Annotated in this window: 17 protein-coding genes; 5 read left to right on the forward strand and 12 right to left on the reverse strand. The window is 63.8% G+C overall.

The annotated features are described in order from the left end of the window. Window positions 1-112: 112 nt before the first annotated feature. The 4 genes from KR227_RS04005 to KR227_RS04020 form a co-directional block, all read right to left on the reverse strand. Window positions 113-283, reverse strand: coding sequence for a DUF3117 domain-containing protein (locus KR227_RS04005; RefSeq protein WP_151529904.1), 171 nt, complete (start codon window positions 281-283; stop codon window positions 113-115). Between the two features lie 123 nt (window positions 284-406). Then, window positions 407-1,222, reverse strand: coding sequence for a glucosyl-3-phosphoglycerate synthase (locus KR227_RS04010; protein ID WP_218363839.1), 816 nt, complete (start codon window positions 1,220-1,222; stop codon window positions 407-409). A gap of 71 nt (window positions 1,223-1,293) precedes the next feature. Beyond that, window positions 1,294-2,154, reverse strand: coding sequence for a dihydropteroate synthase (folP, locus tag KR227_RS04015; RefSeq protein WP_218363840.1), 861 nt, complete (start codon window positions 2,152-2,154; stop codon window positions 1,294-1,296). A gap of 37 nt (window positions 2,155-2,191) precedes the next feature. Further along, window positions 2,192-2,977 carry a TIGR00730 family Rossman fold protein gene (locus tag KR227_RS04020; RefSeq protein ID WP_218363842.1) on the reverse strand — a complete coding sequence of 262 codons (786 nt, stop codon included), beginning with the start codon at window positions 2,975-2,977 and terminating at the stop codon, window positions 2,192-2,194. 247 nt (window positions 2,978-3,224) lie between these two features. Here KR227_RS04020 and KR227_RS04025 point away from each other — a divergent pair, with 247 nt between their 5' ends. Further along, complete coding sequence (locus KR227_RS04025; protein ID WP_218363843.1) at window positions 3,225-4,232, forward strand: DapH/DapD/GlmU-related protein; 1,008 nt, start codon at window positions 3,225-3,227, stop codon at window positions 4,230-4,232. A gap of 114 nt (window positions 4,233-4,346) precedes the next feature. Beyond that, window positions 4,347-5,720, forward strand: coding sequence for an amino acid permease (locus KR227_RS04030; RefSeq protein WP_218363844.1), 1,374 nt, complete (start codon window positions 4,347-4,349; stop codon window positions 5,718-5,720). A gap of 131 nt (window positions 5,721-5,851) precedes the next feature. On the opposite strand, the gene KR227_RS04035 is transcribed toward KR227_RS04030, so the two are convergent. The 7 genes from KR227_RS04035 to typA form a co-directional block, all read right to left on the reverse strand. Continuing rightward, a complete protein-coding gene (locus KR227_RS04035; RefSeq protein WP_218363845.1) occupies window positions 5,852-6,430 on the reverse strand; it encodes a GtrA family protein in 579 nt (192 codons plus the stop codon). A gap of 133 nt (window positions 6,431-6,563) precedes the next feature. After that, a complete protein-coding gene (dapC, locus tag KR227_RS04040; RefSeq protein ID WP_218363846.1) occupies window positions 6,564-7,703 on the reverse strand; it encodes a succinyldiaminopimelate transaminase in 1,140 nt (379 codons plus the stop codon). A 21-nt stretch (window positions 7,704-7,724) separates the two neighbouring features. Beyond that, on the reverse strand, window positions 7,725-8,042 hold the full coding sequence (gene fdxA / locus KR227_RS04045; RefSeq protein ID WP_151549115.1) for a ferredoxin: 318 nt from the start codon (window positions 8,040-8,042) through the stop codon (window positions 7,725-7,727). A gap of 29 nt (window positions 8,043-8,071) precedes the next feature. Next, window positions 8,072-8,515, reverse strand: a complete 444-nt coding sequence (locus KR227_RS04050; RefSeq protein WP_218363847.1) for a hypothetical protein — start codon at window positions 8,513-8,515, stop codon at window positions 8,072-8,074. Between the two features lie 3 nt (window positions 8,516-8,518). Next, complete coding sequence (gene mshB, locus KR227_RS04055) at window positions 8,519-9,463, reverse strand: N-acetyl-1-D-myo-inositol-2-amino-2-deoxy-alpha-D-glucopyranoside deacetylase (protein ID WP_370625156.1); 945 nt, start codon at window positions 9,461-9,463, stop codon at window positions 8,519-8,521. Further along, window positions 9,460-11,106, reverse strand: coding sequence for an ABC transporter family substrate-binding protein (locus KR227_RS04060; protein ID WP_218363848.1), 1,647 nt, complete (start codon window positions 11,104-11,106; stop codon window positions 9,460-9,462). The genes mshB and KR227_RS04060 overlap by 4 nt, the downstream gene beginning before the upstream one ends. A gap of 72 nt (window positions 11,107-11,178) precedes the next feature. Then, window positions 11,179-13,107 carry a translational GTPase TypA gene (gene typA, locus KR227_RS04065; RefSeq protein WP_218363849.1) on the reverse strand — a complete coding sequence of 643 codons (1,929 nt, stop codon included), beginning with the start codon at window positions 13,105-13,107 and terminating at the stop codon, window positions 11,179-11,181. A 453-nt stretch (window positions 13,108-13,560) separates the two neighbouring features. Between typA and KR227_RS04070 the strand changes: the two genes are divergently transcribed. The 3 genes from KR227_RS04070 to arsC are packed head-to-tail and all read left to right on the forward strand — an operon-like array spanning window position 13,561 to window position 15,250. Further along, window positions 13,561-14,259, forward strand: a complete 699-nt coding sequence (locus tag KR227_RS04070) for a hypothetical protein (RefSeq protein WP_370625157.1) — start codon at window positions 13,561-13,563, stop codon at window positions 14,257-14,259. 21 nt (window positions 14,260-14,280) lie between these two features. Further along, the gene (locus KR227_RS04075) at window positions 14,281-14,856 is read left to right on the forward strand and encodes a DUF402 domain-containing protein (protein ID WP_218363851.1); all 576 of its coding nucleotides are present in this window, start codon (window positions 14,281-14,283) and stop codon (window positions 14,854-14,856) included. Between the two features lie 43 nt (window positions 14,857-14,899). Beyond that, entirely contained in the window at window positions 14,900-15,250 is a 351-nt protein-coding gene (arsC, locus tag KR227_RS04080) for an arsenate reductase (glutaredoxin) (protein ID WP_218363853.1), read from the forward strand. Between the two features lie 77 nt (window positions 15,251-15,327). Here arsC and KR227_RS04085 read toward each other — a convergent pair whose 3' ends face one another. After that, window positions 15,328-17,046 carry an ABC transporter ATP-binding protein gene (locus tag KR227_RS04085; RefSeq protein WP_218363855.1) on the reverse strand — a complete coding sequence of 573 codons (1,719 nt, stop codon included), beginning with the start codon at window positions 17,044-17,046 and terminating at the stop codon, window positions 15,328-15,330. Window position 17,047: the final 1 nt, after the last annotated feature.

Here is a 17,047-nt window from a genome sequence, read left to right on the forward strand (position 1 = left end):
TGCACTGGGCACAGAACATTTTTGCCCATGGTACAACCAGGAGGAGGAGCACCCAAACTTCACCGGTGGCCGTGCCGAGCACGAACGCTAGGGCGAAGAAGGAAGCGGCAGGCTAGGCCTCCGCAACATCAAGAAGATGGTGGCCAAGCTCGGCTGCTTCATCCTTGCTCAATTCCACCACCAAGCGGCCGCCACCGTCAGCGGGGATCCGCACCACGATTTTCCGGTTTTCTTCGACAGCTTCCAATGGTCCATTCCCCGTGCGCGGTTTTTGAGCAGCCACGATAAGCCTTCCACTATGACAAAAAAATTGTTACAACTACCCATACATCCTACGCCGTAGAACGCGGCCATGCGTTGCTTTTGTCCGGTGTACTCAGCCTTGAGCGGCTCACAGTGGGCCAGCTCACGGTGTGGTGGGCATGCTGTGCGCCGCAGCGTCGCTACTCGCGACGCCGAGCGATTCCAGTGGCGGCCGGCTGGCACACGATTCACGCTCGAGCAGGACTCGGGCCACGCTATCGGCGGTATGGGCCAGCTGCTGCAGCGGACGATGCTTGTGGCGTTTGACCCCCAGGTCCGCCTCGGCAATGGCGGCGGGGCCGAAGCGTGCTGCGATATCGAGCATAATTCCGATTTCCACGCCGAAGTCAATGATGAAGGAGCAGGCGCGGGCACTCGGGCGACGCAGGGCATACTCCCCCGCCAAGGGCTGGGAGATGTGGCCGAGCTCGGGGTGCAGAATCCGCAGCAGAGGTTTGGCGGTGAGCTCGGTGACGCGGCCACCGCCGTGTGGATCCTCGCCGAGTGGTCGCCGATAGGCGGCTTTGACGAGGTGGATCCCAGGATCGGCCAGCGGCGCGAGCAGGCGCCGGACGAGGTGCGGTGGCGGATTCTGTAGATCGGCGTCCACAAACACCACATAGTCGCCTCTGGCGGCGGCAAGCCCGCGCCAGAGGGCCTCGCCCTTGCCGGGGTGGGGCGCAATAGCAGGATGGATCTCGCGCCAGTTAAGCACCCGTGCTCCCGCGGCGGCGGCACGGGCGGCGGTGCGATCTTCGGAGTCGGAGTCGATGACGATGATCTCTGTTGGATCATCCTGCTCTACGGCCGCGATCACCTGGGCCACGGTGGCTTCCTCGTTGAGGGCAGGAATCACCACCGAGACGCTGGCGCCGCCGAGGTGCTCGGAACACTTAAGGGGCGGCGCAGACGGAGTCATATGTCTCGTTATATCAGGAGCGTGGCAGCAGCATCGATTCGCGCGCATCTATCTAGCGCGGGGCGTGCCGCCTAGATCAACCCTCGTTGCGCCCGCACCGGCGCCATATCGCCGGAGATCGCGGCGACCATGCGGCAAACATCCACGGTATCGCTGACTTGGTGGACCCGAAACGCCGCCACCCCGTGCGCTGCGGCATGCGCTGTGGCCGCGAGGGTGCCCGCCACCCGCTTATCCACGGCACGGCCGGTGGTCTCGCCTACAAAGTCCTTATTCGACAGCGCCATGAGCACCGGCCAGCCGGTAGCCACGACCTCATCGATGCGGCGCAAAAGCTCAAGTCCGTGATAGGTGTTCTTGCCGAAATCGTGGGTGGGATCAATCAGCACCTTATTCTCCGGTACCCCGCACGCCACGGCCCTTTCGGCGAGGGCACTGGTCTCGGCAATCACGGCGGCCACCACATCGTCATAGCGCACCCGGTGCGGGCGGGTACGCGGCTGCTGCCCGCCCGTATGGGAGCACACATAGCCCACCTTCTTCTCCCCGGCGAGCTCGACCAGCTCCGAATCCACCCCCGCCCACGTGTCATTAATAAGGCTCGCGCCTGCCTCCACGGCGGCGCGCGCCACCTCGGTGCGCCAGGTGTCCACCGAAATCGCTATCTCGGGGTGGCGCTCATGGGCGGCGGCAATGATCGGCACCACCCGGTCCACCTCTTCCGCAGCAGAGACGAACTCGCCGGGCCCCGCCTTCACCCCACCGATATCGAGAATCGTGGCTCCTTCGCCAACGACGCGGTCGATGCGGGCGAGGGCGGCGTCGTCGCTAAACGTGGCTCCCTGGTCATAGAAGGAGTCGGGGGTGCGATTGATGATCGCCATCACCGCCGGCAGCGGGCCGGGCCGAAACGCGGGGGACAAAGCGGGCATGAAGATCTCTCTCGTATGTGCTCGGGTCTACCCTGGGCTAAGCCTGCGGCGCCGCGGGTGGCTCGGCCAAGCCGAACTCACTGTGTACGCGGGTGATGTGCTGCACTGCTTCGTCTATATCGTCGGTGATGATGAAGCGATCGACATCGTCTTCGTCAATAAAGCCCTCCTCGATCACCCGGTCCAGCATCCACTGTTTCAGCGGCGCCCAGAACTCGGTGCCGATGAGCACTATCGGATAGTTGGTGATCTTGCCCGTCTGGGTGAGCACGAGCGCCTCGAAAAGCTCATCCAAGGTGCCGAAGCCACCGGGCAGGCACACAAACGCCTGGGTGTACTTGAAGAGCATGGTCTTGCGCACGAAGAAGTAGCGGAAGTTCAGGCCCAGATCCACCCACTCGTTGAGGTGCTGCTCGTGCGGCAGTTCAATGCCCAAGCCCACGCTTAGCCCATCGGCATCGCTGCAGCCGCGGTTCGTGGCCTCCATCAGGCCCGGGCCGCCGCCGGTAATGACGGCATAACCGGCCTCGGCGAGCGCCGCGCCGAGCTTCCGGCCCAGGACGTAATAAGGATGATCGGGCGCGGTGCGGGCAGAGCCAAAGACCGTCACCGCCGGCGGCAGCTCCGCGAGGGCGCCGAAGCCCTCGACGAACTCGGACTGGATGCGCAGCACCCGCCAGGGATCGGTGTGCAGCCAGTCCGCGGCGGCGGAGTGATCCAAGAGCCGTTGATCGGTGGTGGATTCCTGCGGGGACTGCTGCCGCATCAATACCGGCCCGCGGAGGCCACGGCGGGGCGAGTCAGGGGTGGTGTCGCTGGTCATATGCTCATCCATTCTTCGCTTCAGACATCTGTTTGTAGCTGTTCACACTAGCCGTTGCGCGCGAACACGGCGTGGGATTACACCACGGGCACACGCAGTGCGCTGCCAAGGCTACCCCGCCCTACCGCTGTGCGCAGGAGGCGGCATTCTGCTTTCATTACACCGTGGCGATGGCGTGTCTGGGAGCGCCGCGGGCCGAACCCTGCCCATACTTAAGCCGCAGCAAGCTGAAGGTAGGATGAGATTCATGCTCACACATGGTGCCACTGCAGTGGGAATTGCAAATATCGCGATGGATGGGACTGTTCTCGACACCTGGTATCCCCACCCCGAGCTGATGATGGACGCGGACTCGCACACGCTGCCCTCGAGTTCCGGAACCACTCGCCTCGGTGCTCATCGACTGACCCCAAAAATGCTGTCGCTGGTGCGTATCGACGAGGACCGCATGGTGGAACAGGTGGCGGTGTCCACCACCATCCGCGATCTCTCTCAGCCCCCGCTCGATGCCCACGATGTGTTCCTGCGTCTGCATCTGCTCTCGCACCGCATTGTCCGCCCCCACGAGATCAACATGGATCGCGTGCTCGATCTCCTCTCTACTGTGGTGTGGACCAATAAGGGCCCCTGCCTGCCCGATAATTTCGAGTTCGTGCGCACCTCCCTGCGTTCCCGCGGCCTCATCCACGTCTATGGCGTCGATCGTCTGCCCCGCATGGTCGACTACGTGGTGCCCTCTGGGGTGCGCATCGCCGAGGCCGAGCGGGTCCGCCTCGGCGCCTATCTCGCCCCCGGCACCTCGGTGCTGCGCGAGGGCTTCGTCTCCTTCAACTCCGGCTCGCTGGGGCCGAGCAAAATCGAGGGGCGCATGTCCTCCGGCACGGTGATCGGGGAAAATACCCGGGTCGGCTTGGCCGCCACCGTGATGGCAGGGCGCAGCGAGAGCAATCCGCGGGTGCCCACCACCATCGGCGAGGACTGCGTGCTCGGGGTCAGCGCCGGCGTCATCGGGCTCGATCTGGGAGATCACTGCAGCATCGGCAACAACGTGGTGCTGGAGCCACACACCCCCGTGCTCTTCTTCGACGGCGACCTCCCCCAGCCCGGCGCGTCCATGGAGCAGGGCCGGTGGGGCACCGCCGCGGACATGGCCGGTGGGAGCAACTGGACCGTGCGCTGCGCAGCAAGCGCCGGCACGATCGTCGCCTCCCAAGCGCCACAGCAGGCAACACCGGGCTATAACAGCTTTAGCTAAGGGACATATCGGGCGCCGAAGGGGCAGCATTGCGCCTGCGTGCTACCCCTTATGTGATGGGGCGGCTGGCAGAAAATGTACCGAGCGGTACAGAGTGTAATACGCTAGCTAACCATGACTACCGTGGACACAGCTGAGAACACACTCGGCTCAGGCTTAAAAACCCGCCACCTGACCATGATGGGGCTCGGCTCCGCCATTGGTGCGGGACTCTTCCTTGGCACCGGCGTGGGCATCAAGGCCGCCGGCCCGGCGGTGCTCTTGGCCTATATCGTGGCCGGCATCATCGTGGTGTTTGTGATGCAGATGCTGGGCGAGCTATCTGCTGCCCGCCCGCGCTCCGGCTCCTTCTCCGAATATGCGGAAATGGCCTTCGGGCACTGGGCTGGCTTCACGCTCGGCTGGATGTATTGGTTCATGCTCACCATGGTGATGGGCGCGGAGATGACCGGCGCGGCCGCCATCATGGGCTCGTGGTTTGGGGTGGCTCCCTGGATCCCGGCGCTCGTCTGCGTAGTATTCTTCGCCATCGTGAATCTGGCCGCAGTGCGCGGTTTCGGCGAATTCGAGTTCTGGTTCGCCTTCATCAAAGTCGCCGTGATTATCTTCTTCCTGATCGTCGGCGTGCTCATGATTATGGGCTGGCTGCCTGGCCACGAGGCCGTAGGCTTGACCAACTTCATCGACGCCGGCTTCGCCCCTAATGGCATCTCCGGTATCGCCGCCGGCCTGCTGGCTGTGGCCTTCGCTTTCGGCGGTATTGAGATCGTCACCATCGCCGCGGCAGAGTCCGAAAAGCCCCGCGAGTCCATTCGCGTGGCGGTGCGCTCGGTGATCTGGCGTATCTCCGTGTTCTACCTGGGCGCAGTGCTGGTGATTACCTTCCTGCTGCCCTACTCCCGTATCGGCGGCGCCGATTCCGCGGCGGATTCTCCCTTCACCATCATTTTGGGCATGGCGAATATCCCCGGCACGGTGGGCTTCATGGAGGCCGTGATCGTGCTGGCGCTGCTCTCGGCATTCAACGCCCAGATCTACGCCACTTCGCGCTTCGTCTACTCCTTGGCGCAGCGCGGCTACGCGCCGAAGGCATTCCGCTCGCTCAGCGGCACTAACCAGGTTCCCACGCTCGCGGTGATCCTCTCAGTGATCTTCGCTTTCGGTTCCGTGGCCCTGCAGTGGTGGAACCCCGCGGGGCTTTTGGAGTTCCTCTTCAATGCTGTCGGCGGCTGCCTCATCGTCATCTGGGGATTCATCGTCGCCAGCTATCTCAAGCTGCACCCGGAGATGGAGCGCAATAAGGAAATCTCGGTCCGCATGTGGGGCTATCCGTGGCTCGGCTGGGTCACCCTCGCCATGCTGGCGGGGCTGACCATCCTCATGCTTTTCGACGCCTCCTCCCGCCCCCAAGTCAGCTCCGTGACGGTGCTGACCTTGGCGCTTGTCGCCCTGTCCTTCCTCACGAAGGGTTCGGCGCGAAAGAAGTAACTACGCAGCAGAGTGTGGGGGCATAAGCCCCCTGCTGGTCGCCACACACAGCACACCCCGAGACGCCGCATATCCAGGCATCTCGGGGTGTGGTGTATCTGTGCAGTTCTTTGTGAGTCGTCGCCGCCCGGCTAGACCGGCGCCTGCTCCAGTACCACCCGCGTTTTTCTAAAGGTCCACAGCTTATTCACTACGAAATTCACGGGCATGGCCACCGCCGTACCGGCTAGGGCCGCCCAGTAGAGCTTGGTGCGCAGCCCCGTGGAGCCATCGAAGATATCCGAGGGCAGAGCCACGGGCGACTCTGGGTTGATAAGCAAGGTGGACACTACCTGGGTGACTACCAGCGCCCCGAGCCCGGCGATGAGGAAGGGGATGAACTGCTTCAGCCAGGAGGGCCGGTGCGAGGTGCGGAAGGTCCACATGCGGTTGAGCTGGAAGTTCGACATATTGGCCACCAGGAAGGCGATGGTCAAGATGATGTGGAACCAGCGGATGTGAAACTGGGTGCCCAGCAGGTTCATGGCGGCGTCTTCTTCGTGAATACCGAAGCCACCGTCGAGGATTTTCTTCACGACCACCACGGTGAGGAAGTTCACCACAACGCCGGAGGCGCCGACAATGCCAAACTTGAGGAATTGCCGGAAATTGCGGCGATAGCGTGAGGCCCCCGAACCGCTGCGCGGCTGGGCTACCTGGTGGTTAGTCACTACTCTCTCCCCTAGCGAATGCCATGTTGAATACGGCTCAGGCGGGTATCCACCCGCTGGTGTTCATCCAGAGTTTACCCGCTGCATGCCGCAGAATAGGAACCCTTCATAGGCCCCTAGCGCGGGTAATGGCCTAAGCCGGCGCTCGGCCGAAGCCTCCCGCGAGGCGCCGTGCCGCCGCCTCGATCGCGCTATCGCTGGCAGTGATAGATAAGCGCACATGGCTGTGGCACTGCTCGTTATCGCCATAGAAGGTGCCCGGCGCGGTGATAATTCCGAGATCCGCGAAGGCCTCCACGGTCTCTTGGGCGCTGCGCCCTTGGGTGACCCAGAAGTACAACCCCGCCTCGGAATAGTCCACCTGCAGCCCCGCGGCGTCCAGGGCGGCGCGCAGTGTTTCGCGGCGGCGGCGATAGACCTCGTACTGCTGCTGCTCGTGCTCCTCGCTACTCAGCGCGCACACCATGGCGTGTTGCACCGCCCAAGGCAGCGATAGACCGCAGTGCTTGCGCACCTCGGCCACCTCGCCCAGCAGGCCGCTATCGCCGAAGATGAAACCTGCGCGATAGGAGGCCATGTTCGAGGTCTTCGACAGCGAATGAATCACGATGAGGTTCTCGAGGCTCTCCCCGCACACCTCGGGATGGGCGATGGAGCGAGCCCGACCGGAATAGTCCAAGCCGAGATAGCACTCATCGGAGGCAATAATCGCCCCGGTCTCGCGCGCCCACGCCACCAGTTCCTTGAGTTCGGCGGCGCTACGGACACGGCCGGTGGGATTCGATGGCGAGTTGATATACACAAAGTCCGCATCGGAGGCGGTGATATCCGCGACTTCTTCGGCCACCACGACGCACGCCCCACACAGCCGCGCGGCGATATCGTAGGTGGGATAGGCGATCGCCGGTACGGCGATGCGGTGCTCGCCGCCGAGGCCCAGCAGCCACGGCAGCTGGGCGATGAGTTCTTTGGTGCCGACCACGGGCACAATCGCGGCCGCGGGCACGGGCTGTATGCCATAGCGGCGGTGCAGTGACTGCGAGATAGCGTCGATAAGCGCCGGAGTGCCGAGGGTCGGCGGATAGCCGGGATGGGTGGCGTGGGCGCGCAGGGACTCGGCGATGGGCTCGGCCACGGGATCGACCGGCGAGCCCACTGTCAGGTCGATGGCTCCCTCGGGGTGGGCGTGGGCGCGCTCGATAATAGGCCCGAGGCTATCCCACGGGAAGGCGGGAAGGCGACGGGCCAAGGGCTGGCGGGAACGCGCGGTCACGATGAGAGCCTCCCTGAACCTTTAAGCCTGGGGAGGTAGCTCGGAGACCAATGGCGGATCGAAGTCTTGGGCGCCGAGCTTGGCAGCACCGCCGGGCGAGCCGAGGTCATCGAAGAAGGCGGCATTGGCGTCGTTGTAGTCAATCCACTCATCCGGCACATCGTCCTCGTAGAAAATAGCCTCCACGGGACACACCGGCTCGCAGGCGCCGCAATCCACGCACTCATCCGGGTGGATGTAGAGCGAACGCTTGCCCTCGTAGATGCAGTCCACCGGGCATTCTTCCACGCACGCCCGGTCCATCACGTCGACGCAAGGCTGAGCGATGGTGTACGTCATGTGAGCTAACTCCTGAAAATGTGTGACAACTATGGTTGTGTGGTGTGCGCATCGGGGCGCGGGGGCCGCGGGCTTTTCTGCCACAACGGCATGAGACCGCCCGCGATTCCAGCAGCAAGTAACAACACCGAGCGCAAACTAGACCCGACAAGCATATCCCCAGTCACCGACACCGAAAAAGTTAGGATCATATAACCTGACACCCACACGATCGCCGGTACGGCCGCCGCGAGCATGTTCTCCGTCCACAGTCGCGCCGTGCGGGTCAGCACCGCCGTGAAGAAGAAGGCGATCACGATGGTGTAGGGAAAAGGAATCGAGTTCCCGCCCGGCAGTGTGATCCACGTGCCCAAATAGACCACCTCCAATAGCACCGACACCAGCGATCCCACCGATAACCACAGGAGGCCGCCGGCGATTTCACCGGTGCTGTGCTCGGCGTAGGTGTAGCGCTGTGGATGGCTGAGCTGCATCGCTTAGTCCTCCTTCCCACAGTGCGGGAGGCGGGCCAGTTCATCCTCGCCGAGCTCATAGATCTCACACACCTCATCGAACACATCCGTGGCCTCGCGCGGCAGCTGTGGCCCCGCACCAATTTGATAGCTTTCGCTCGCCGTCACCGGCTGGGCAATGAGATTCGATAGCGCAAACACAGGAGTATCCGCCTCGGCCTGCGCGGGCACCGGGTTGGTGGCGCTCACGGAGCCATCGGCGATCCAGATCTGGGTCGCGTGGGCCCGCATGGCCGCCACCTTCTGGGCCTGCTCCGCAGGGCTCAGGGCCAGGCGAATATCGGCGTGCTCGACCCGCGCGATCTCCGCATCGGCGCGGTGCCACGTCTGGGGAATGGAGCGGATTCCCGCGAAGCCGGCCTCGAGATCCTCCTCCAGCGTCACCGCCCACAGGATGCGGATGTGCTCCGGGGCGGCCCGATGGGTGATGGTATGCGCCGCGATGTGATCTGGGTGGCCATAGCCGCCGTCCGGGCCATAGGTGATCAACAGCTCAGGGTCGTACTCGGCAATGAGCTCCCGCAGCTGCTCGGTGGCCTGATCCAGGTTATTCACCAAGGCCCGCGGGTGCGCCGCGGAGGGATCGCCGGCCATACCGGAGTCTCGCCACTGCCCCGGGGCGCCGAGGTGAATCCCGCGCACCCCAAGGGCCGCCAGCGAGTCCTGGAGCTCGCGGATACGGAACCCGCCCAGCTGATCGGAGTGCTCGGCGACTAAGTTCTGGTAGGGCTCACCGATCACCTCTCCCTGTTCACCCAGGGTGCAGGTGACCACGATGACATCCGCGCCGCGGCGCGCCAGATGGGCGAGGAGCCCGCCGGTCCAGATGGCCTCATCATCAGGATGGGCGTGGACAGCAAAAACGGTGACGCCATCTAAGGGCATCTCGGACTGCACAGTGGTGATCATGGGGTTTCGGTGTTCTCCTCAGGGGTGCCGATACGACTGGGGCCTAGGCCTTGGCGCACGCTCCAACTGGCGGCGCCGGCGAGTCGCCCAGCATAAGGATCAACGGGCCACTCAGCGAAAGTGGAGGCGGGGCCGATAATACGCGCCCCTGCCGCATCAAGGCGGATGGTATAGGACAGTGGGTAGGTCAGGATCTCGCGGTTTTCCACCGACCGCACCGCCTCGGTGGCGGCGGTGCCGTCCACCGCGCCGGCGAGATACTCGCGCAGTGTGGCGTCGAGATCGCTATCGCATAGCTGCGACACAGCCACCCCACATAGATAGCGGGTCGCAAGCTCGATGGGGGCTTGCTCCGTGCGGGAGTGGGTGACAATACCGTCGATATGCCCCTCGGGCATGAGGGTGCTAAAGAGCTCGGCGGTGGTTGTCAGGATCACGTTCACATCGATGCCCTGCTGCGCGGCGAGATCGCTGATAGACCGCGCCGCCGTCACGGCCTCGTCATCGGCGGCATCCACGCCGAGCACGACGGAGCGGCCCGTGGGCAGCGCCTCCGGCTCTATCTCTGGCTGTGGGAACTCGCTGGGATCCGCCAGCCCGAGATGTGCACTTCGGCCGGTGGCGAGCTTGGCCACGAGGGGGGCGTCGATAAGCCTCATGAAACCGGCCCGCCTAGCCGGGGTGCTCAGCGTGGGGGCCTGGGTGTTCAACACCACGTCGAGGCGGCGATGATAGACGCGGGTGGCGGTCTCTACCCCGGGCACGAGCTGCAGGGCGGGCTCGGTTGTCTCCTCCAGTGAGAGGTCGGCCAGATCCATCTGACTGCGGCGCATCATCTCAGCGGCGCTACCGGCCGAGCGAATCTCGCGGAAAATGAGCCTTTCGATCTTCGCGGGCTGCAGTCCCCAGTAGCGATCATTCCGCGACAGCACCACCTCACCGCGCTGCCTGTCAATGGAGGAGACTTGATAACGCCCGCCGGAGACCGGCATGGTGTTGGCCAGAACGCGGTCGAATCCATCGGTACCGGTAAGGAAAATATGGCTCGGCAGCAGGTGCGTGAACAACCTCTGCCACTGCTCCACGCGGTGGCCAAAGTCCACGGCCACGGACTTGCCGCCATTGCTGACACGAATACCCGAGATCTGGCGATAGCCAGCGGTGTCCGTCGTGCCCGGGGTGGAGACGATGGATTCCCACAGGTACTGAAAATCGGAGCCGGTGATGGGGGTGCCATCAGACCATTGAGCCGCGGTGCTGATCTGATAGCGCACCGTCTGCACCGCATCGCCGACCGGTTCTATCTCCTCGGCGCTGGTGAGCAAAGAGGAATTGAGCTCACCGCCGACGAAGGCGCTGGGCAACACCAGCGCCGCCATGGATTCCACAAAAGGTGTGGAATCGGCGATCAGATGCGGATTAAAACCGTTGAGCAAAGGATCCATGCCCACGATGATCTTGTTGCGCTCAGCGGGGTCGATGTCCTCGGGGCGCTCCGGCGGCGTGGAGGAGGACGTGGTACTGATCGTCCGCTCCACTTCCTCCACCGGCGGCGGGCCCGGATTGGCTGCACAGCTGGCAATACTGAGAGCGACGACCACGCTGGTGCAGCTCAGCGAGGCACGGCGAAGCACATTGATCACCCTCATGAGTCTAGCGGCTAGGCCGGTGCGGCCGAGAAGTCGCGCTAGGTGTTGCGGGCTACTTGTCGCGAGCTACTTGTTGCGGGCCTTCTCGCGGGCGCGGGCGCGACCACGGTCGGTGGCAGAGAGAATCACCTTGCGCACACGAATGCGCTCCGGGGTCACCTCCACGCACTCGTCCTGGCCACAGAATTCCATGGCCTCGTCGAGGGAGAGCACATGCGCCTTCGCCAGGGTAAAGGTGGCGTCCGCCGTTGCCGAGCGCATGTTGGTGAGCTTCTTCTCCTTGGTGATGTTGACGTCCATGTCCTCATCACGGTTGTTCTGCCCCACAACCATACCCTCATAGGCCTCCATGCCGGGCTCCACGAAGAACTGACCACGATCGGCCAGCTGCATCAGCGCATAGGTGGTGACCTGACCGGAGCGATCGGCCACCAAGGAACCGGAGGCGCGATCCTTGATCTCGCCGGCCCAGGGGCGGTAGCCATCCGAGTAGTGATTGGCAATGCCAGTGCCCTTGGTGTCGGTCATGAACACGGTGCGGAAGCCGATCAGACCGCGGGCGGGCACCTCGAATTCCATGCGCACCCAGTCGCTTCCGGTGGTGTCCATGGACATCATGATTCCCTTGCGGCTGGCCAGCAGCTGGGTCACAGCACCCTGGTACTCGGCGGGCACGTCGATCACCATGTGCTCGAAGGGCTCGTGGATCTTGCCGTCGATGGTCTTGGGCACCACCTGGGGCTTGCCGACGGTGAGCTCGAAACCTTCACGGCGCATCGTCTCCACCAGCACGGACAGCGCCATCTCGCCGCGGCCCTGCACCTCCCAGGCGTCGGGACGCTCGGTGGGCAGTACGCGCAGGGAGACGTTACCGATGAGCTCCTGCTCGAGACGGGCCTTCACCACGCGGGCGGTGAGCTTATCGCCACCGCCGCGACCGGCCATCGGCGAGGTATTCACGCCGATGGTCATGGAGATCGCCGGCTCATCCACGGTGATGCGCGGCAGCGGGGTCGGATTCTCCACATCCGCGAGGGTGTCACCGATCATCACCTGATCGATACCGGAGATCGCCGCGATATCGCCGGCGATAACCTCCTTGGCGGGCACGCGCTGCATGCCCTCCGTGGAGAGCAGCTCGGCAATCTTGACGGTCTTGGTGTGCTGATTGCCCTCATCGTCGTAGTGAATCCATGCCACCTGCTGGCCCTTCTTCAACACGCCGGCGTGAACGCGCACTAGGCCGATACGGCCCAAGAACGAGGAGGAGTCGAGGTTGGTCACATGGGCCTGCAGCGGGGCGTTGATATCGGCCGAGGGCTCGGGCAGCACATCGTAGAGCACATTGAAGAGCTCCTGCAGATCCTTCGCATCCGGCACATTGCCGTCACCGGGGTTTTCGGTGGAGGCGGTGCCGGCGCGGCCGGAGGCGTAGAGCACCGGCAGATCCAGCAGCGTCTCGGCGGCCGCCTGGGCTTCCTCGTCCTCCAGAGTGGAGGCCAGCTCGAGCAGCAGGTCCTGGGATTCTTCGACCACCTCGTCGATGCGGGCATCGGGGCGGTCGGTCTTGTTCACGCAGATAATCACCGGCATCTTCGCCGCCAGGGCCTTGCCCAGCACGAAGCGGGTTTGGGGCAGCGGGCCTTCGGAGGCGTCGACGAGCAGCACCACGCCATCGACCATGGACAGCGCCCGCTCCACCTCACCGCCGAAGTCGGCGTGGCCGGGGGTGTCGATGACGTTAATAATGAGATCTTCGCCATTCTTGCCCTGGCCCACGCGCCGAATGGAGGTGTTCTTGGCCAGAATGGTGATGCCCTTTTCCTTCTCCAGATCACCGGAGTCCATCACCCGATCGGCGATCTCTCCGTGGTCACCGAAGGCACCGGATTGTTCGAGCATGGCGTTGACGAGGGTGGTTTTACCGTGGTCAACGTGTGCGACAATGGCGACGTTTCGGAATTCGGTGCGCGCGGTAGTGTTGTTTTCGCTCACGGGCTTGTGTGTACTCCTGCAATATAGATGGTGATCGCGGCGCGCAGACGATGAAGAAGGGAACGCGCCTGTCGCCTTCGCGTCATACGCGGGCAACGACTAGCCGAGTGTACCCCCTTTTCCGGCGATACCACATCTTTTAGAGTAGATTGTAACGAAATGGCAACAAAAACCTATCTATTCCGACAGTGACACATCCTCTTATGTCTTCACAGAGTGCGGTAGCTACAGCGGCCGTTGCGCGTGACGACGCCGCCCCGGGGCGGATGCCCCGCAGGCCCGAGCCTGTTCCGTCCGTGGCTGTGACGATGATAGTGAACACAGCCCTAGCCTCACTCTGAGAAATGTATTAGTGTTGTGACTGTTGTGACTAAAGTGGTTTAAGTGAAGTCTGTGGACTAGAGCTTTGTGCCCGTCGCATGTACAGCTTCCAAGAAAGGACACTGAAACCCCGTGAAACTCCGTACCCCGATCGCCGTCGCCTGCGCTGCCGCCCTGACCGTTGGCGCCACGCTCTCCGCCCCGCTGGCCACCGCGCAGACCAGCTCCGATATGACGGTTCCCGTCATCACCAATCCCCAGCTGATCGACGATCTCGGCCGCCCCTCCCCTGAGGTACTGGCCCAGGCCCGCGCTTTCGCCAACCAGCCCTTCATCCCCGAGCAGCTGCGCGACGCCGTGATCGCCGCCGTGGAGTTCTACGAGGGTGGCCACTCCCCCGCGGGTGCACCGCTGCTGCAGCCGGAGAACACCCCCGAGTTCACCCAGTTCTACTGGCCCACCATCGCCGGCTCCTGCATCGGCGGCGAGCACACCGCCGTGGGCACCGCCATCGCCGTTCCCGGTCCGGCCGATCTGCCGCTGCCGGGTGTTCCCGCCGATGAGGCCGGCTTCGTATTCACCGCGCTCGGCACCCCCGGCCTGGCTGCAGAGCAGCAGGACGCACTCAACGTGCACTGGATGAATATCGACACCCTGCAGTTCGGCACCTCCCGCCTGGACGATGGCGGCCTCAACCCCGACGGCCCCGCCACGCTCAACGGCACCGCAGCCACCGGCAAGGGCACCATCATCGCTGTTCTCGAGGGCACCGTGAATACCTCCGAGACCGCCTGCCACTTCGCCCCCACCGCCGCGATCTTCACCGTCTAAGAGCGACTGCGCAGGTATCTCATGTCCACCTCCCAGGCCGATGCGAAGGATGGAGGCTCCACTGTGGATCTCCATCCCGTAAAGCAGGAGACCTTTGATGTCTCCGCGCTGACCAACACGGACCCCAAGGGCTACCTGCGCGCGGTGGATACCTACACCGAAACAGACTTCGGGCTGTACATGGCGCGCGGGGCGGATCATCCCCGCTTCGGCTATCTCGAATCGTGGCTGTTGCCCGAGCTCGGCCTGCGCGCCAATATTTTCCACTTCCGCCCCGGGGTGGATGTAGACCAAGAGCTCTACATCGACATCGCAGATATCAACCGCGAGGGAACCACCTGGACCACGCGGGATCTCTACGTGGATCTCGTAGCCACCACGGGCACCCCCATCGACGTGCTCGACATCGACGAGCTCGCTGCCGCCACCTCCGCTGGGCTCATCACCGCCTCCGAAGCTGAGCGCGCCATCGATCGCACCCTCACCGCCGTGGAAGGCATCACCCGCTATGGCGATGATGTGCACCAGTGGCTGCGCTCGCGCGGTATCACCCTCGAGTGGGCGGACAACGTCACCCTCACTCCCGCGGGCTGCTGATTCGCTTAACGACGCCGCGCTCCACACCGGTAGCCTTGGCGGCATGACCCTGATCTATCACAATCCCCGCTGTTCCAAGTCCCGTGCCGCGCTGCAGTATCTGCGCGATCGCGGCATCGAGCCGACCATCGTGCGCTATCTCGAGGACACCCCCGATGAACAGACGCTCCGCAGCCTGCTCGCGGATGCTGGCCTGCGCCCACATGAGGCGATCCGCACCAGCGAATCCGAGTATGCCGAGCTGGGGCTGAGCTCCGAGACACCGGAGGAGGAGCTTATCGCGGCCATGCTCGCCCACCCGAGGCTGATCGAACGACCCTTTGTGCGTAGTGCCTCCGGGGTGGTTATTGCTCGCCCCACAGAGAAACTCGACGAGATCATCGATCCCGCCTAATTCCCCCTAGATAGCACCTAAGGGCCGCTGCAGCACGTGCTGCGGCGGCCCTTGTGGCGTTGTGGAGCGGGCGGGGCTTAGTCCCCTGCTCCGAGCTCGATGCCGAGCCCAGGCACGGAATCAATGAGATTCCGGGTGTAGTCCTGCTGGGCGTGATCGAAGATATCGTCCGCGCTGCCCTGCTCCACCACCTTGCCGTTTTGCATGACCACGATGTCATCGGCGGTCTGGCGCACCACGGCGAGATCGTGAGTGATGAACAGATAGGAGAGATTGAACTCATCCTGAAGCTGCGTCAGCAGCTGCAGAATCTGGTTCTGCACCAGCACGTCGAGGGCGGAGACGGCCTCGTCCAAGACGATCACTTCCGGCTGCAGCGCCAAGGCGCGGGCAATAGCGATGCGCTGCCGCTGACCGCCCGAAAGCTCATTGGGGTAGCGGCGCATGGTCGAGCGCGGCAGTTGCACCACATCGAGCAGCTCGGCGACGCGCTTTTCCCGCTGCTCGCGGTTGCCCACCTTGTGTACCTTCAGCGGCTCCTCGATGCAGCGGTAGATCGAATACATCGGGTTGAGCGAACCATAGGGGTTCTGGAACACCACTTGGAGCTTGCGGCGCATATCGAAAAGCTCCTTGCGGCCCAAGGTAGACAGATCGGTGCCCTTGTAATACACCTTTCCCTCGGTGGGGTCGAGCAGGTTCAGCACCATATTCGCCACCGTGGACTTACCCGAGCCGGACTCGCCCACCAACGCCAAGGTGGTGCCGGTGCGCAGCCCGAAGCTGACATCATCGACGGCCCGCAGTTCCTTCTTCGCGCCGCGGGCGCCGCGGACATCAAAGATCTTGGTGAGGTTCTCCACGCGGATCACCTCGTCCTGTACCTGCGAGTGATCGCTGCTGAGCTTGTCCGTGGACTCCACACCCTGCTGCTGTGCCTGCTGAATGCGGGCGGAGGCCAGCGAGGGGGCGGCGTCGACAAGCCGGCGGGTATAGGGGTGCTGCGGGTTGCGCAGAATCTTCAGCGAGGGACCCGATTCCACAATGCGGCCGCGATGCATCACCACGAGGTGCTCGGCGCGCTCGGCGGCCAGGCCCAGATCGTGGGTGATAAACAGCACGGCAGTGCCGAGTTCCTCGGTGAGGGTGCCCAGGTGGTCCAGGATGCGCTTTTGCACCGTCACGTCGAGAGCCGAGGTGGGCTCGTCGGCGATAAGCAGCTTGGGATGCGCGGCCAGGCCCATGGCGATCAGGGCGCGCTGACGCATGCCGCCGGAGAACTCGTGCGGATACTGCTTGGCGCGGCGCTCCGCATCCGGCAGCCCCGCCTCCTCGAGCAGCTCGGCGACACGCTTGTCGTACTCCTTCGGATCCACCACGTTATTGGCGCGCAAGGATTCCTTGATCTGGGTGCCGATGCGCCACACGGGGTTGAGGTTACTCATCGGGTCTTGCGGCACCAAGCCGATCATCTTGCCCCGGTATTCTTGGCGCTCCTTCTCGGAGACATCGGTGATGTCCTGGCCGTCGAAGGTAATGGAGCCGCCGGTGATCTTTCCGGTGCCGGGCAAGAGCCCGAGGATGGACATGGCAGCGGTGGACTTACCGGAGCCGGACTCGCCCACGATCGCCACGGACTGCCCGGGATAGATGGCGAGGTTGATGCCGCGCACGGCATCCACGGTGCCGGTGGTGGACTCGAAGGAAATCTTGAGATCTTCGAAGGTCAATAGCGGCACGGAGCGATCCACCTCGGCGGAGCTATCGGTGCCGGCAGGGGGCGTAGTATTCGTCATA

Origin of the sequence: Corynebacterium sp. TAE3-ERU30 (assembly GCF_019209925.1) — a bacterium.
Lineage (GTDB): Bacteria > Actinomycetota > Actinomycetes > Mycobacteriales > Mycobacteriaceae > Corynebacterium > Corynebacterium megadyptis.

Excerpts from the sequence above, each read along its gene's own strand:
- KR227_RS04010 (WP_218363839.1), bottom strand. The coding sequence starts at position 1,222 with ATGACTCCGTCTGCGCCGCCCCTTAAGTGTTCCGAGCACCTCGGCGGC.
- folP (WP_218363840.1), bottom strand. The coding sequence starts at position 2,154 with ATGCCCGCTTTGTCCCCCGCGTTTCGGCCCGGCCCGCTGCCGGCGGTG.
- KR227_RS04020 (WP_218363842.1), bottom strand. The coding sequence starts at position 2,977 with ATGACCAGCGACACCACCCCTGACTCGCCCCGCCGTGGCCTCCGCGGG.
- KR227_RS04025 (WP_218363843.1), top strand. The coding sequence starts at position 3,225 with ATGCTCACACATGGTGCCACTGCAGTGGGAATTGCAAATATCGCGATG.
- KR227_RS04030 (WP_218363844.1), top strand. The coding sequence starts at position 4,347 with ATGACTACCGTGGACACAGCTGAGAACACACTCGGCTCAGGCTTAAAA.
- fdxA (WP_151549115.1), bottom strand. The coding sequence starts at position 8,042 with ATGACGTACACCATCGCTCAGCCTTGCGTCGACGTGATGGACCGGGCG.
- KR227_RS04050 (WP_218363847.1), bottom strand. The coding sequence starts at position 8,515 with ATGCAGCTCAGCCATCCACAGCGCTACACCTACGCCGAGCACAGCACC.
- mshB (WP_370625156.1), bottom strand. The coding sequence starts at position 9,463 with ATGATCACCACTGTGCAGTCCGAGATGCCCTTAGATGGCGTCACCGTT.
- KR227_RS04075 (WP_218363851.1), top strand. The coding sequence starts at position 14,281 with ATGTCCACCTCCCAGGCCGATGCGAAGGATGGAGGCTCCACTGTGGAT.
- arsC (WP_218363853.1), top strand. The coding sequence starts at position 14,900 with ATGACCCTGATCTATCACAATCCCCGCTGTTCCAAGTCCCGTGCCGCG.
- KR227_RS04085 (WP_218363855.1), bottom strand. The coding sequence starts at position 17,046 with ATGACGAATACTACGCCCCCTGCCGGCACCGATAGCTCCGCCGAGGTG.